Origin of the sequence: Eubacterium ramulus (assembly GCF_045002895.1) — a bacterium.
GTDB classification, from domain to species: domain Bacteria; phylum Bacillota; class Clostridia; order Lachnospirales; family Lachnospiraceae; genus Eubacterium_I; species Eubacterium_I ramulus.
The window spans coordinates 154,148-170,192 of sequence record NZ_CP173382.1 but is presented as its reverse complement, the minus strand read 5'-3'; the positions used below and the strand labels follow the sequence as shown (position 1 = coordinate 170,192).

The 16,045-nt window shown below is 41.5% G+C and carries 9 protein-coding genes and 1 pseudogene; 1 reads left to right on the top strand and 9 read right to left on the bottom strand.

The annotated features are described in order from the left end of the window. Window positions 1–61: 61 nt before the first annotated feature. From malQ to ACIRUQ_RS00890, 8 genes and pseudogenes are all read right to left on the bottom strand, one after another. Window positions 62–1,540, bottom strand: a pseudogene (gene malQ / locus ACIRUQ_RS00925) (4-alpha-glucanotransferase). An 88-nt stretch (window positions 1,541–1,628) separates the two neighbouring features. After that, window positions 1,629–2,507, bottom strand: coding sequence for a carbohydrate ABC transporter permease (locus ACIRUQ_RS00920; RefSeq protein WP_021737521.1), 879 nt, complete (start codon window positions 2,505–2,507; stop codon window positions 1,629–1,631). Next, window positions 2,507–3,349 carry a carbohydrate ABC transporter permease gene (locus tag ACIRUQ_RS00915; protein WP_021737522.1) on the bottom strand — a complete coding sequence of 281 codons (843 nt, stop codon included), beginning with the start codon at window positions 3,347–3,349 and terminating at the stop codon, window positions 2,507–2,509. The genes ACIRUQ_RS00920 and ACIRUQ_RS00915 overlap by 1 nt, the downstream gene beginning before the upstream one ends. A gap of 99 nt (window positions 3,350–3,448) precedes the next feature. Next, a complete protein-coding gene (locus ACIRUQ_RS00910; protein WP_404856517.1) occupies window positions 3,449–4,810 on the bottom strand; it encodes an ABC transporter substrate-binding protein in 1,362 nt (453 codons plus the stop codon). Between the two features lie 89 nt (window positions 4,811–4,899). Then, a complete protein-coding gene (locus ACIRUQ_RS00905; protein WP_055290398.1) occupies window positions 4,900–6,543 on the bottom strand; it encodes a hypothetical protein in 1,644 nt (547 codons plus the stop codon). After that, complete coding sequence (locus ACIRUQ_RS00900) at window positions 6,533–8,227, bottom strand: sensor histidine kinase (protein ID WP_055290399.1); 1,695 nt, start codon at window positions 8,225–8,227, stop codon at window positions 6,533–6,535. Before ACIRUQ_RS00900 ends, ACIRUQ_RS00905 begins: the two co-directional genes overlap by 11 nt. Further along, window positions 8,199–9,731, bottom strand: a complete 1,533-nt coding sequence (locus tag ACIRUQ_RS00895; protein WP_055290400.1) for a response regulator — start codon at window positions 9,729–9,731, stop codon at window positions 8,199–8,201. Before ACIRUQ_RS00895 ends, ACIRUQ_RS00900 begins: the two co-directional genes overlap by 29 nt. Before the next feature lie 3 nt (window positions 9,732–9,734). Then, a complete protein-coding gene (locus tag ACIRUQ_RS00890; protein WP_156330976.1) occupies window positions 9,735–11,993 on the bottom strand; it encodes a glycogen/starch/alpha-glucan phosphorylase in 2,259 nt (752 codons plus the stop codon). Between the two features lie 194 nt (window positions 11,994–12,187). Between ACIRUQ_RS00890 and ACIRUQ_RS00885 the strand changes: the two genes are divergently transcribed. Further along, window positions 12,188–13,054, top strand: a complete 867-nt coding sequence (locus tag ACIRUQ_RS00885; protein ID WP_055290402.1) for an AraC family transcriptional regulator — start codon at window positions 12,188–12,190, stop codon at window positions 13,052–13,054. Window positions 13,055–13,094: 40 nt separating this feature from the next. Here ACIRUQ_RS00885 and ACIRUQ_RS00880 read toward each other — a convergent pair whose 3' ends face one another. After that, entirely contained in the window at window positions 13,095–15,788 is a 2,694-nt protein-coding gene (locus ACIRUQ_RS00880) for an HD domain-containing phosphohydrolase (RefSeq protein ID WP_404856516.1), read from the bottom strand. Window positions 15,789–16,045: the final 257 nt, after the last annotated feature.

Sequence of the window (16,045 nt, the reverse complement as noted above, 5' to 3'; positions counted from 1 at the left end):
AGTCTAGCACCTTTATATCATACTGTAAAGATAGGATTTTAGCATTACCTATGATGCCCATTTATCGCCCATATAATGTTGTCAACGCTCTGATCCGATCTGCTAATTCTTTTGTCAGACATCCCTGCTTCATCCGCCACCGCCAGTTATTCCCGAGCGTAGATGGTGTATTGATCCTTGCCTCACTTCCAAGCCCCAGATAATCCTGCAATGGAATAATGCACAGATCTGCCACACTCGCCAGAGCCAGACGGATAAAATCCCAGTGAATTTCCGATTTTGATGTATTTGCATTATTCATATATTTCTGAGATAATTTCAGATCTTCCGGATCTAAAACTTTATACCAGCCGCAAAGGGTATCATTATCATGCGTTCCTGTATACACTACACAGTTTTTCTCATAATTATGTGGCAGATAATCACTCTCTTCTCTGGAGTCAAAAGCAAACTGAATCACTTTCATTCCCGGAAAACCCGAATCATGCAATAGCCGGCGTACACTGTCTGTTAAAAATCCAAGGTCTTCTGCAATTACATTTACATTTCCCAGAGCATCTTTCAAAGCCTGCATCAGGCTCATGCCCGGTCCCGGCTCCCAGTGTCCGTGTTCTGCCGTCTCATCCCCCACCGGAATGCTGTAATATTCGTCAAATCCGCGAAAATGATCAATACGGATGCAGTCATACAAGTTCAGACACTGTGCGATTCTCCGAATCCACCACGCATAACCGGTCTGGCGATGATACTCCCAGCGGTACAACGGATTACCCCATAACTATCCGGTCGCAGAAAATGCATCCGGTGGGCATCCTGCCACTGCCACAGGATTTAACTCCTCATCAAATTGAAACAGCTGTGGTTCTGCCCAGGCATCTGCGCTGTCCAGAGCCACATAAATCGGAATGTCCCCGATAATCTGAATGCCCGCCTGCGCCGCATACGCATGCAATTTTTTCCATTGACAGAAAAACAGATACTGCTGAAACTGATAAAACTGTATTTCATCATGCTGCCCATGCCATACCTGGTCCAGAGCTGCAAAATCGCGTCTTTTATATTTTTCTTCCCATTGAAGCCAGCTTGCTCCTTTATGCATATTTTTTATTACCATAAACAATGCATAATTTCCAAGCCACCAGTCATTTTCCTGACAAAAAGCAAAAAAATCATCTGACGGTTGCTTTAGGAAACGATCACAGGCCATACGCAAAATTTTATATCGGTTCTGGTATAGCTTTGCATAATCAATGGATTCCGGATTCTTTCCAAAATCAAAACTGTCACACTCCGCTTTCGTCAGAAGCTGCTGCTCCACAAGCTGCTCCAGATCGATGAAATACGGATTTCCGGCAAAAGATGAAAAAGACTGATACGGGGAATCCCCATAACTTGTCTGTCCAAGGGGCAGTACCTGCCAGTTTTTTTGACCTGACTCTTTTAAAAAATCTACAAATTGATAAGCCTCTTTTGAAAAACATCCTATGCCATATTTGGATGGAAGAGAAAATACCGGCATCAGAATTCCACTTGTTCTCATAGTTTATATCCTCACATTCTACTCATTTATACTTATAAAAAGTCCTTTTTGCTGCACTGTTGTAACAAAAAGGACTTTTGAGCGTTTGTTAACCTTTGACTGCTCCTGCAGCTACGCCTTTGATAATATATTTCTGACAGGTCAGATAAAATACAATGATCGGTAAAATTGCAAGTACAAGCATTGCCATCATTGCGCCCATATCAATGGATCCATAGCCACCGCGCAGATACTGAACTGCCATTGGTATGGTCGGTTTCTCACTGTCAAGTACCAGTGTCGGAAGCAGGTAATCATTCCAGATCCACATTGCATTTAAGATCGCAACTGTGATCATGGTTGGACGGAGCATCGGAACTATTACTTTAAAATAAGTCTGAACCGGTGTACAACCATCGATCATTGCTGCTTCTTCCAGGGAAATCGGAATCGCCTTGATAAATCCACAGAACATAAATAGCGACAACCCGGCACCAAATCCCAGGTAAACCGGTATGATACCAAACATATTGCCAAGGTGAAGAAAATCTGTCACTTTAGACAGTGTAAACATAACCATCTGGAATGGAACGATCATTGCAAATACAAACAGATAATACAATACTGTGGATAATTTGCATGTAACTCTTGTGATCCACCATGCGGCCATGGATGTCAGCAGCACGATCACGATTACAGAGCAGATGGTAATAAAAGCAGATCTTCCGGCTGCTACCAGAAGTCCTGTTTTCTGAATACCATTCACATAATTGTACATTCCGGAAAAAGTATCCGAATTTGGCAATGCGAACGGTGCATCACTGATATAAAGTTTGTTTTTAAAAGAATTCATCAATACAAGGAAAATCGGGAACAGGAAAGCCACAGCTAAAAGTGTCATCACAATCGTGATCACAATACCGGTACCTTTTGATACTGCCGGATTTTCAATGATCTCATTTTTGTTTTGTTTTCTCTTTTTCAGCATTAGTTCTCAACCTCCTTACGTCTTGTAAAGTATAACTGTGTCAGTGAGATTGCTGCTACGATAATAAAGAAAATAACCGCTTTTGCCTGACCGACACCTTCCCAGCCGTTCCTGTTGTAGAATGTCGTATAAATATCGTATGCCAGCATTGCGGTTTTCTTTGCCGGTCCGCCTGCTGTTAATGCCAGGTTCTGATCGAACAGTTTGAAGCAGTTCGTAAGTGTCAGGAACAGACAGATGGTAACAGATGGCATTGTCATCGGAATAATAATCTTGTACAATGTCTGGAATTTATTGGCACCATCAATTTCAGCTGCCTCAATCAATTCTGTCGGTATATTTTGAATACCGGCAATGTAAATGATCATCATATATCCGATCAGCTGCCAGTTTGTCAGAATGACCATGCCCCAGAAACCATATTTCGGATCTGCTGTGATCGTTACATTAAAATGTGCCAGCACGCCGTTGATCAGTAATTGCCAGATATAGCCAAGTACAATTCCTCCGATAAGGTTTGGCATAAAGAAAATGGTTCGAAAAATATTGGTTCCTTTTAATCCCCGTGTCAGTCCATATGCCAGGGCAAAGGAAATCACATTAATTGTGATTACGGATACAACCGTAAATTTCACGGTAAATAACAGTGCATTCATAAAATCTTTGTTCGAAAATGCCTTTACATAGTTTGCAATTCCAACCCAGTGTGCATTTGTAACTGTCGTAAATTTACAGAATGAAAGCACGATTCCCATAATAAATGGGACAATAAAAAACAGGGTAAATGCAATCAATGTAGGTAATACAAAAAGAGCAAAATATTTTTTATATGTCTTTTGCATAAATCTCCCTCCCTACGGATACAAATGTTTTCTTCCTACAACAGAAGAGGAGACGGCCGATGACCGCCTCCTTCCCTTTGAGAATTCTATGTAATATGACTACTCAGCTGTTGCTTCTTTTTCAGATGCCCATTCAGCCACTGTATCGGATACTACAGCATCCCATTTTTTGTTACCGTTTGCATACTCAAGAAGAGATGCACCATAATCATCTTTGAATGTCTGGCTTGGGAATGTTGTAAAGTTCCACGGTACCGTTGTAAGGGAATCCTCCTTCATGTATCTTACTACTTCCTGTGCTAACGGGTCAGAAGAAATCTCATCATCGCCAAATGTGCTGAACGGTGTGATAAACTGAAGATTATTTGTTACCATCTCTTTTCCTTCATCAGAACTGAACACCCATTTCAGGAAATCCAGGGATGCTTTCTGATCTGCCTCAGATGCATTGCTGTTTACACACATGTAGTTTTCTGTACCGATGCACAGTCCCTGTGTCTCTTCGCCTTCTACGCCTGTATAGATCGGCATAAATTTCACGTTTTCTTCTTTTACTACGTTACCACTTACTTTGCTGATCTGAGACCATGCCCAGTTACCATTCTGAACCATAGCAGCTTTTCCTAATGCAAACTCTGCCATAGAATCATCTACTGTCTTGGAACCAACCATTGTAGGCTCAACCGTGGAGTTGTTCAGATACAGGTCAAAAATATTTTTAAAGTTCTCATTATATTTGAAAGAAATCTCGTCCTCATCTTTTACATCTGCATCTTTGTACTCATAGTAAATTGGAAGATTCATCAGATGTGTCTGCCATCTCCAGTCTTCACCTGGTGCAAAGGATGTGGAAGCAAATACACCATCAATGCCAAGATCAGCTTTGTGCGCTGTCATATCTTCTACAACAGCCTTTAATGTATCAAAGTTTTTGATATCATCCATGGATGTTGCTTTTGCGCCCGGAAGTGCAAAGTACTTATCCATGATTTCTTTGTTATAGATAATGCCGTAACCTTCTTCTGCAAACGGAATGCCGTATACGCCATCCCCTTCTGTGATCGCAAGGTCTTTATCTACCAGCATATTGTAAAATTCAGTATCTTTCAGATCTGCACAATACTCTTTCCAGGACTGATATCCAACCGGTCCGTTGATCTGGAATAACGTAGGTGCATCGCTTTTTGCCATCTCTGATTTCAATGTCTGCTCATACTGATTGGATGCTGCTGTCTTTACTTTTACCGGAATACCTGTCTCCTCCGTATATTTTGCTGCAATTTCTTCCCACTGATCTGCAATCTCCGGTTTGAAATTCAGATAATATACAGAACCTTCTGCACTGCTTCCTTCTTTCTCAGCTCCTGCGGAAGATGTATCTCCGCCTTTCGCTCCACCGCAGCCTGCTAACATACCGGTTACTGTCAATGCGGACAGACACACTGCTAAAAATTTTTTCATTTTCATAAAAAACCCCCTCTTTCTTTTTCATTATCGTATCAAGTGCGTACCTCTTTGATACTTATAATTTTATAGAAAGAGAGTCATATTTAATACAAAAGATTTTCCAGAATCATGTTCTTTTTCCACGATTCTGTAAAAATATCAAAATAAGAGGTTGGTTCTTCTCCTGTAATGATCTTCATAAAAGCCAGTGTCTCCATATCTGTCATATCCTGCGGTAACTCCCGATGTGAATACGGTACATAGTCTTCATTAACATAAGACACATCTGCCTCTTCAATCAGCCGTACTGCCTGAATCCGTGAAGCATAGGCAGCCCAGTAAACAGGATCTCTGTCTCCATCAAGGAATCTGCGGCAACTGTCATAATAAGCCGATTCCAGAGAATTCATGGAATCTGTCTGTCGCGGATAATGCAAAGCCAGCCAGATATGATCTGTTGTTGTAAACACAGCATTGCTGAAATCACAGTTTGCCACAAGCGGACGTGCCGTGATATCAACCCCACGTTTCTGGTACAGGTCAATTTCTTCGCTTCCATCGTGACGGTATCGCGCATTGTCAAAAAGTGCGGTCATAATCTTCATGACAATCTCTGGATGCTCATATCCTTTTCGCACCACGATACAGGGAGATGTTTTTCCATATATGTAAGAATGAACTTCTCCATACTCATCAGCGATCACATATGGTTTCCACTCTGCCCCCGGATTTGCCTCCACCGCTTCTATCAGCGGATTATTCGGTGCCCACCACCAGCCAAAAAAAGCTCCACAGCGGTTATCACGTATCAGTTCTCCGATTTCTCCCGGTGTCCGCATCATATAATCCTGATCCAGAATACCATTTTCATACCATCCATGAAGATATTCCAGTGCCTGCCTGGTCTCTTCCGTTAATGATCCATAGACATAACTGTCATCCCCATCCTGTAGCCATATACCCGGATATGCATGAAATGCGGCAAAAACAGGATCTACAGAAAAATTTGAAGAACCGTCTCCATACAGTGTTGCCGCACAGGGCAGCCCGATATTTCCATTTCCTCCCGGATCATTTTCCCGGAATGCCTGGATGATCTGCTCCACATCAGCAAGCGTCGAAGGTTCCGGAAGTCCCAATTCTTTCCGCCAGTCTTCCCTCACCCAGAACAGGTTGCATCCATAATAAACCTGCGTGGAAGGAAGTGCCATCAATTTTCCATCAATGGTCACAGATTCCAGTAATTCTTTTCCATAACTACTGTACATGGATTTGATCCTACTGGAAGTTGCCTCCTGATAGGAATCTGATAAATCTTCAATCATGCCATATTCTGCCAGTTCCTCTACCTCCTCCGGACCAGATACCAACATCACATCCGGCAGATTATTTTCAGCAATCATCCGCTGAATATACAGATAATAATTTTCATCCCCCGACACTTCCAGAACATCTTCATTTTGTACGTTAAGTGTTTTTTTCAAATATCGTGTATAGGCATTATCCTCATAAGTATCGCCATCCGGCATACCGGAATTGCCGGAAGCCGTCATTTTTGCCAGTGTATAGGTCACTGTCTCCGGATAGGGTATCAGTGGTGATCTCTCTGCCTTCTCCCAGGAGGTGGCTGCCTTTTCATTCGCTTCCTGTTCTGCCACACCACTGTCAATTTCAAATGATATCACACCGAGAAGTACACATATCATTCCGATGGCGATAGCCTGTGCTCCTCTTTTGCTATGACTCATTGCTTTCTCCCTTCTGTACCTTTGGGAAATGCAGTAATACCTCCGTACCTTTTCCCTGTTCACTTTTGATCTGAATGGTATAAGCTTCCCCGAAGCTCAGTTTCATTCTGTCGTTTACGTTTTTGACACCATATCCCGTCGCATGATATTCCAAAACATGTGCAAGCGTATCTGTATCCATTCCAACACCATTGTCACGGATACTGACATAAATCAGATCAGTCTGCGGATCCTCCCAGATACGGAACCAGATCTGATGATCCGGATCCTCCTTAATATCAAGGCCATGCTCTAACGCATTTTCTACGAACGGCTGGAAAATAAGTGAAGGAAGTTCATAATCCAGCAATTTTTCATCTACATCATAATGCACGTTAAAATCATTATCATGCATCCAGAGTTGCAGCTGTACATAAGCCTGAATATTCTGAAGTGCCAGCCGCAAACTGATCCAGGTTCTTCCTTTATTTAAAGTTGTCCGGTAAAATGCAGAAAGTGCAAGCGTCACCTGACTGATTTCCTCTTCGCCGGCTTCAATCGCTTTCCAGTTGATCATCGACAGGGAATTATACAGGAAATGTGGATTGATCTGAGCCTGCAGTGCTTTCATTTCAAATTCTTTCCGGGCAATCTGAGTTTCATAATTTTCCCGGATCAGTTCCTGGATCCGCCGCATCATATGATTATAGCTGTTGATCAGGATTCCCATCTCGTCCTCACGGTTGCTGTGAACCGTTGCCTGAATGTTCGTTTCATCCATAGACTGGATTTCTTCTGTCAGTTCTTCTAATGGTCTGGACAAATATTTTGCAAATCTTCTTCCCAGCAGAATAATGCAGATCAGACAGGCACTCACCTGCACAGCGATCATTAGAAATGCTCTTCCGGAAAATGGACTTATATTGGATTTCTTTTGAAAATAAATAACTGTCGCATCCATCTGATTCAGATCCTGCTGCACCCATAAATAATCCTTTTTATTCTCTCTAAAACTTACATACATTCCATTTTTATCTGTACATTTTTTCCCCGAAAAATTCCATATTTCATCGTTCTGCGTCTGCACATGAACACCATACTGTTCCACTGCAAGCTGGTTTAATGATTCAAATAATGTCGGAATATCCGTGCGTACTGCCACATAACTTTCAATTCCGGAATAACTTGGGATTTTGTATATTGAAATCAGGTCTAATGTGTTCTCGTCAAACACCCATTCCTTATCCCTGATTCCATCCCGATACCAGGACTCTTTATACAGATCCTTCAGCGGATGCGTTTCATTTCCGAAAGACTGCCGAATGCCCTCGGAGTAGATTGTAACAGATTCCATGATCAGATTCTGATACTTCAACGCGCCGATGGTATTAGATACTTCCTGATACAGTTCATAACGCTGTGTCTTCTTTGTCGGATCGCACTCCAGAAAATTGATGACATCCTGGTTGTATACAAAATAATTCATCATCTGCTGGCAGGTATACATCTGATAATCTACAATCCCACAAGCCTGCTGCAGTGTATTCATCATATCTTTTTCCCTGTACTTGAGCACGGTGCGATAGGAATTAATTCCAAGTGAAATGCCCAGTACCAAAACCGGGAGCATGCCGACCAGACACAGAATGGTCAGCATCTTTTTTCGAATGGATAGTTTATGAAAGAACTGTTTCAGTCTGCGCATCTGTCATTCCACCCTTTCGATACTGTTCCGGACTGCATCCACAATACTCACGGAAATTTTTACAAAAATAAGATACATTTGAAAAACCAGTTTCTTTACATATCTGCACAATCTTCATAGAGGTATCGGAAAGCAGTTTTTTTGCCTGTTCCATCCGGTAATTCCGAATAAAACGGCTGACCGTATCCCCGGTTTCTTTCTTAAATATATAACTGAAATATCCCGGTGACAAATACACCAGTTCGGATAATTTTTCTACACTGATATCCTCACTGTAATGTTCATAAATATAACTTTTTGCCTGTGCAACTTCATTTCTGGCACCATCCTTACTGGCTGCCAGACGTTCTTCCATATTCTGGATGAGTGTTTCCACAAGACTTATCACTTCCTGCACAGATTGCATTTCGTATACTTTCTGAACCGCTGTTTCCAGTTTTTTTCTATCCTGATGCTGATGCGTGAAAAATTCTTTTACCAGATTGGAAAACAAAAATCTCGTGTAAATCTGCGAATAGCTGCCCAGATCTCCCATACCATTTTTCAAAAGGTGAAAATGTTCCCACAGATGAGTCATATCATCCAGGCGGATATTTTCTATCATCCGGCTAATCGTTTCATCCAGGAACTGCTCACTCCCGGTATCTTCCGATACATGATCCGGTAAAAATACTCTTGTTTCCTTCTGATAAAATTTATTTTCTATCAGACTTTCAAGCATCTGAAAACGATCCGGCAGTTCACTTCGATCCGTAACCGGCTGACCGACTGCCACATAAAAACGATTTCCAAACGTGTGATTCATCCATTCAGCTAAATCTGTTGCAAAAACTTTCTGTTCACATACGCCAAAAAGGACACAGAGTTCCTGATTCTGTGCCAAATTTAAAAAAGATAATTTCTGCTTGCTATATTCTGTCAGTTTTTGAATAAAAACTTCTTCTGATTCTTCAAAAAAATTATCTTCACTCTCAATTAAAAACAAACCTCTGATCTGATCCCAACGGTCAATATTGATCTTTCCACTGATTTTATTTAACAGATCGGCATTTCCCTGACAAAGGTATCTGAAAAGAAAATAATTTTCCAGAGAATCCTGATTCCACTGACTGCGCTGCGCTTCGTTTCTCCGCTCGGTAATTTTCTCCACCAGAAGATTCAGTGTGTTTTCGAACTCGGCAGGATCCACCGGCTTCAGCACATAGTTTGAAACGCCGGAAGCCATTGCCTTTTTCGCATATTCAAATTCACCATATCCGGAAAAAATTACCATTTCCAGATCCGGCTGTAATTTGTGAGCCACAGAAACCAGCTCAATCCCATCCATAAACGGCATTTTTATATCTGTCAGCATAATATCCACTGTCCGATGCTGCAAAATTTCGCAGGCCGCCTTTCCGTTGGCGGCCTCCAAAATTTCCATCTCTTCACTGCGCCGGTTCAGCAGAAAACGAATCCCCTTCCGCTCCAGTTTTTCATCATCTACTACCAGAATTGTCAACATACATTAATCCCCCAATTTCCATATATCCCGATTGTATTCCCGGATGGTACGATCAGAAGAAAAGAACCCCGCATTACTGATATTCGCCAGCATTTTCTTTGCCCATGTTTTTCGGTCTGTATAATCTTCCAGTGCCCGCTCTTTTGTTCGGATATAATCTTCCAGATCCAGGAATGTCATAAACCAATCTTTCTTTTTCAGTTCACTGCTTAAACGCTCTAAATTTTCTTTCTTTCCAATTTCCATCATCTGTGGACCGGTGATAAATTCCACAGCCTTTTGAATCATCGGATTTTTTGTATAATAATCGGATGGTCTGTAATCACTTTTTTCATAATGTGCAATTACTTCATCACTCTTTGCACCAAAGATATAGATATTGTCATCTCCGACAAACTGATGGATTTCCACATTTGCACCATCTTCTGTCCCAAGTGTCACTGCTCCGTTCAGCATAAATTTCATGTTTCCGGTTCCGCTTGCCTCTTTGGATGCAAGTGAAATCTGTTCTGAAATATCACATGCCGGGATTAGTTTTTCTGCTAATGTAACGTTATAATTTTCTACCATAATCACATTCAGATACGGGCTCACTTCCGGATCCTGATTGATCAGTTCCTGCAGACAGAGGATCAGATGAATGATATCTTTGGCGATCACATAAGCCGGTGCCGCTTTTGCGCCAAAAATCACCGTAATCGGAGTCTTGGGCAATTTTCCGCTTTTTATTTCCAGATATTTATAAATCACATACAAAGCGTTCATCTGCTGTCGTTTATACTCATGAAGCCGTTTGATCTGAATGTCAAACACTGAATTCTCATTCAGTTCTATTCCCTGTGTCCGTTTCAGATACTCTGACAATTGATGTTTATTTTCTTTTTTTATCTGTAAAAGATGCTGCAGTGATTGTTCATCCGATGCAAACTTCTCCAGCTTCTTTAACTCTGCTGCATCTTTTTTGTATCCATCACCAATCCACTCCGTGATCTGATCTGCAAGCAATGGATTACAATGGAGCAGCCAGCGGCGAAACGTAATTCCGTTTGTCTTATTATTAAATTTCTCCGGATAAAGCTGATAAAAATGATGAAGTTCTGTCTTTTTCAGTATTTCTGTATGCAAAGCTGCAACGCCATTTACGCTGAATCCGTAATGGATATCGATGTGTGCCATATGAACCACATCGTTACGGTCAATGACAGCCACAGTTTCATCCGCATATTTTCGTCGTACTTTATCATCTAAAATTTCAATAATCGGCACCAGCTGTGGTACGATTTCCTGCAAATAATGCAATGGCCATTTTTCCAATGCTTCCGCTAAAATTGTATGGTTGGTATATGCACAGGTGCGGCTTACCACATCAATCGCATCATCCACAGAAAGTCCCCGCGCAATTAATAAACGGATCAGCTCCGGGATGATCATCGTCGGATGTGTATCATTAATCTGGATGACCGCATAATCCGGCAAATCATAGAGGTTACATCCCCGCGCTTCACATTCTTTCAAAATCAGCTGTGCGCCATTACTTACCATGAAATACTGCTGATAAATACGAAGCTTGCGGCCATCTTCATCACTGTCATCCGGATAGAGGAATAAGGTCAGATTTTTGGCAATTTCTTTTTTATCGAAAGAAATCCCATCCTGTACAATGCTCTCATCCACAGAATCTATATCAAAAAGCTGTAATTTATTGGTACGGTTACCATATCCGGTTACCAGAATTTCGTACATGACAGACTGCAATGTCATATTTCCAAAAGACACCGGAAAACCGACATCCGTACGTTTTAACCAGCCACTCCGGTCCATCCACGGATTTTTTGTTTCTTTCTGCATGTGATCTGCAAATTTCTGCTGAAATAATCCAAGATGATAATTCAGTCCAATACCGGCTCCGTTATAACCAAGTGTTGCAATCGAATCCAAGAAACAGGCTGCCAGCCGGCCAAGTCCTCCGTTTCCAAGAGATGGCTCTGCCTCTATTTCCTCGATTTCACAGATATCTTTTCCATTTGCAGCAAGCATTTTGCGGACATCCTCATATATTCCGAGATTGATCATATTATTAGACAAAAGTTTTCCGATCAAAAACTCTGCAGATACATAATATACTTTCTTTTTCCCTGCATTAGATTCCTTCTGTTCTGCCATATCCTGCACAACAGCCATCAGTGCCTGGTAAATCTCCTGATTACTGCTTTCTGAAATTGCTTTTCCTAATTTTTCCGATACTAACATTTCCAGTTTCATAATAAAATTCCTTCCCGACCTTATAGTCTATTCTTTCAAAAAAATCTGATACGCAGGAACCATTTGATTCATTGTATCATATTTTTTCCTGTTCGTGCGTTTCTGCTTATATTTTATACGGCATTGTTATTTTTTTCTTGCAGCATAATATCCTTTTATAGTACAATTCTATCAAAAACAGAATGGAGTCCAGCATGAAACAGCCAAAACCAGAACAATACCACGAAAAAAAGCGTCATACGGAAGATCAATTTCCGTATAACACTTATCTGTGCACGATACCGGATGATTTTGCGGAAGTACCTGTTCACTGGCATGAAGAAGCAGAACTTATCGTCATTCAGAAGGGATCTGGCACAGTTCTTGTAGACCTGACGCACTATCATGTCACAGCCGGAGATATCATTATTGTTCTTCCGGAACACCTGCATGCCATCAGGGAAATTTCAGGTCAGAAAATGGAATATGAAAATATCATTTTTCGTCCGGAATTACTTTCCTCCGATAACCACGACGTCTGTTTTGAAAAATTTTTGTATCCATTGTTCTCAGGGCAAATTCACACAGTCGTCCACATTCATCCACGTCTGTCCTACTATCCGAAAATTCACGATCTGATCCGGACAATGGATCAATTATGCAGTAAAAAACCTGCCGGATATCAACTTGCGCTCAAAGGCTCTCTGTTTCTTTTCATCTTCCAGCTTCTTTCTCTGGACGAAAAAAAAGAATTATCCAACATACAGCAACGGTCACTGGACAAGTTGAAATTCATCATCACTTTCACGAATGAACACCTGGAAGAATCTATTTCCATTCGCCAGATTGCCTCTGCCTGTTATTTCAGTGAATCACACTTCATGAAATTTTTTAAGACACATATGGGCATCAGCTATATCCATTATCTGAATGATGTCCGACTGGCACATGCCAGAAATCTGCTGGTTTCAACAAATCTGTCTATTCTGGAAATCGCACAGAAATCCGGTTTTGAAAATGCTTCTTATTTCAATCGGAAGTTCAAAGACAAATATGGCATTACTCCACGCCAGGCAAGATAAAAAAAATCGCTTAAGCCTCACGGTCTAAGCGATTTTTCTGTCAGGAAAGTTTTTTTACATCCCCATCTTTATCTTCCAGTATTGATCTATACTCATATCGCGGAATAAAATTCCGCCTATCACATTTTTTATAATATTCCATAAAAATACGATCCATAACCATTGGAATCTGACTTTCATCCGGTTCAAACAAAACAATCAGATACTGCGTAGCACTGTATCTGGTACAGATATCCACTTTTCTGATTTTCTGCTGGATGGACTGTTCCATACACGCCAGAGCTTCTTCGATGCTTTCAATATGTATAGCACCCTCAGGTAGTATGTCCATAGTTATCATTACCAGATAGCACTGATAGTTGTGCCGTTCTCCCAGGCTGTTTATATATTCGTAGAGCATAGAAAATTCACGATAATTCAATGCCCCACTATGATTACCACTTTCTCGTAGAGCTTTTGCAATCATTCCCAGATCTTTTCCTGTACCGCACTCTGCAATAAGCTCTTTTTCTATCTGATCATAGAAGAATAAATCTCCCTTTCCGTTCTGTTTTACATAATACAGTGCCTTATCAGCCTTCGTATAAGACTCCTCAAAAGGAGCACCTTTAGCTGTTTCACAAATACCTGCTGAAATAGATGCATAACGGATTTCAGGATCTTTTTCTTTGTTTTCATTGAACTGTCTCAGAATTCCACTGACAATTTCTGTCAGTTCCTCCCGGCCGCATTCCGGCATAAACATCAGGAATTCATCTCCGCCCAGGCGACAGACCACTGCCTGATGCGTATATTCTGATAACAAGGTTCCAAGTAGTTTCAATGCCCGGTCACCGGCTTTATGCCCATAGATATCATTAATTTTTTTCAGGTTATCCATATCCAGAAATACCAGAAATCCACCGTAGCGCTGCATAAACTGTGCTGCCAGTTTTTCACCCCGGTTCCGCATCGGAAGACCTGTCAGGAAATCAAATCCTTCACTGTCTTCCAGCGTACACATGGTGCTTATGACATTCGTAATAAATTTTTCAATTTCTGTTTCTGCTTCCGTCAATCCATATTCCGCATTCGTACCGGCATACTCGTCCTCAATCACCAGGCGCCCTTCGTCCAGTAACCGCAAAAACGTATCCGTTATCTCCGGATCAAACTGAACACCTCGGTTTTTCTGAAACTGCTCATAAATCGCTTCCGGTTTCAGCATATTGCGATAAATGCGTCTTGACCGCATTGCATCATAACTGTCAGCGACAGCTATAATTCTTGCCTCTATTGGGATTTCCTCCCCTTTCCGTCCATCCGGATAGCCAGTTCCATCATAACATTCATGATGGGATCTGGCGACCTCCACCACATGTTTTACCAGCGTGATATTCTTCAAAATTTCCGCACCAATAATTGTATGCTCTTTGATTACTGCATATTCCTCATCCGTCAGTCTGGCCGGTTTGTTCAAAATTGCATCCGGAATACCTATGTTTCCAATATCATGCAAATGCGCAGCATTGCGAAGGTGGAAAATATCTTTCTGCTTCCATCCAAGCTCCTTTGCGATCAGTGCCGAATATTCCGCCACACGATGAGAATGTCCACGGGTGTATTCATCTTTCGCCTCAATGGTTGTTACCAGTGTCTGGATCATCTGCAGAGACATGGTTTCCATCTGCTTTCTGCGCTTTCTTATTTCCTGTTGCTGACGTGTGCGCTCCAAATCCCGGACCTGACTGATGGTTCTGACCAGATTTACAAAAAACAGCACCAGCACTCCAATTCCAATGAAAATTCCTGAAATGGAAACCACAAAATACACCGCTAACGATTCAACTACCACAGATGCGACTGCCACAAACAATCCGACCAGAATATAACGATTTTTTCTGATATAACCGTGATACAGGTCGTAACAGACAGTTCCCGTCACAAGAATCAGTATTGCTGCCAGAATTCCCTGCGACACCGGAAGTGTCTGTATAAAATCGGCCATACCGGTCAGATGCAACATACAACACACCACAAAATCCAGGATTGCCACACACTCCATCCAACGCAGCAGTTTCCAATGCCGTTTATTCTGTATACTATCAATATAGTAAATAATTGGCAGCGGTCCAAGCATGATCATAAGAAAGCACAGCTGTGACAATGCAGAAGCATTCGGAACCAAAAGCTGCCGCAGTTTGGACTCTCCCAGCATCCATGCCGCGGCCAGCAGAATACACCATCCCAAATATTCCATATCAAATTTCAAATGATACACGATTCCAAGTGCAATACTGAATATAACCGTCACTGCCCCGGCAAATAACAGAAAAAATGCAATTATCATTGTAATTCCATATTTTTCAAAAATGTTTTCCCAAAGTTCTGACTTATCGCCACAGTATATTTCATTCACAACACCGGCATATTTTCCGGTATGGGTTGTCAGTTCAATTCTGACTTCTTTTCCGGCATCAGCTGCTGATGTCGGACAAAATACATACTGACTGGCAGAATTTTTTCCGACTATCCGTGTATCGGATGTGTCATATTCTATCCGGAGTTTTCCATCCACATAAAACCGGATATCCTGAAGGGAAGAACGTATCATCAGGTTCTGTTCTCTGTAAGTTTCCGGAAGCTGCAAAGTAAGCACCATTGTCTCATTTTCTGCAACATCATACTTCCCCGGAACAGTAATCGGCTCACTGCTCCCATCCGGTTTTTCCCATAAAATTTGTCCCTGATACACATAATCCGCCCGAGACATTCCACTGCTTTGCTCGCTATTCCCCAGTAATTGCGCTGCAATAAACCAGAAAAAAACGATAAACATCAATATATAAAAAATACGCTTTCCACGTTTATCTGTTTTACCCGTATGTTTCACCAAATCTCTTCTCCCAATCACAAATTCATTAAAGCGGACATTCGCAATCCGCTTTCGCTATTTGCTCATGTTCCCGGATTACTCCTTTGCTGCACATTTGTGCAATCTTCGCATCATTA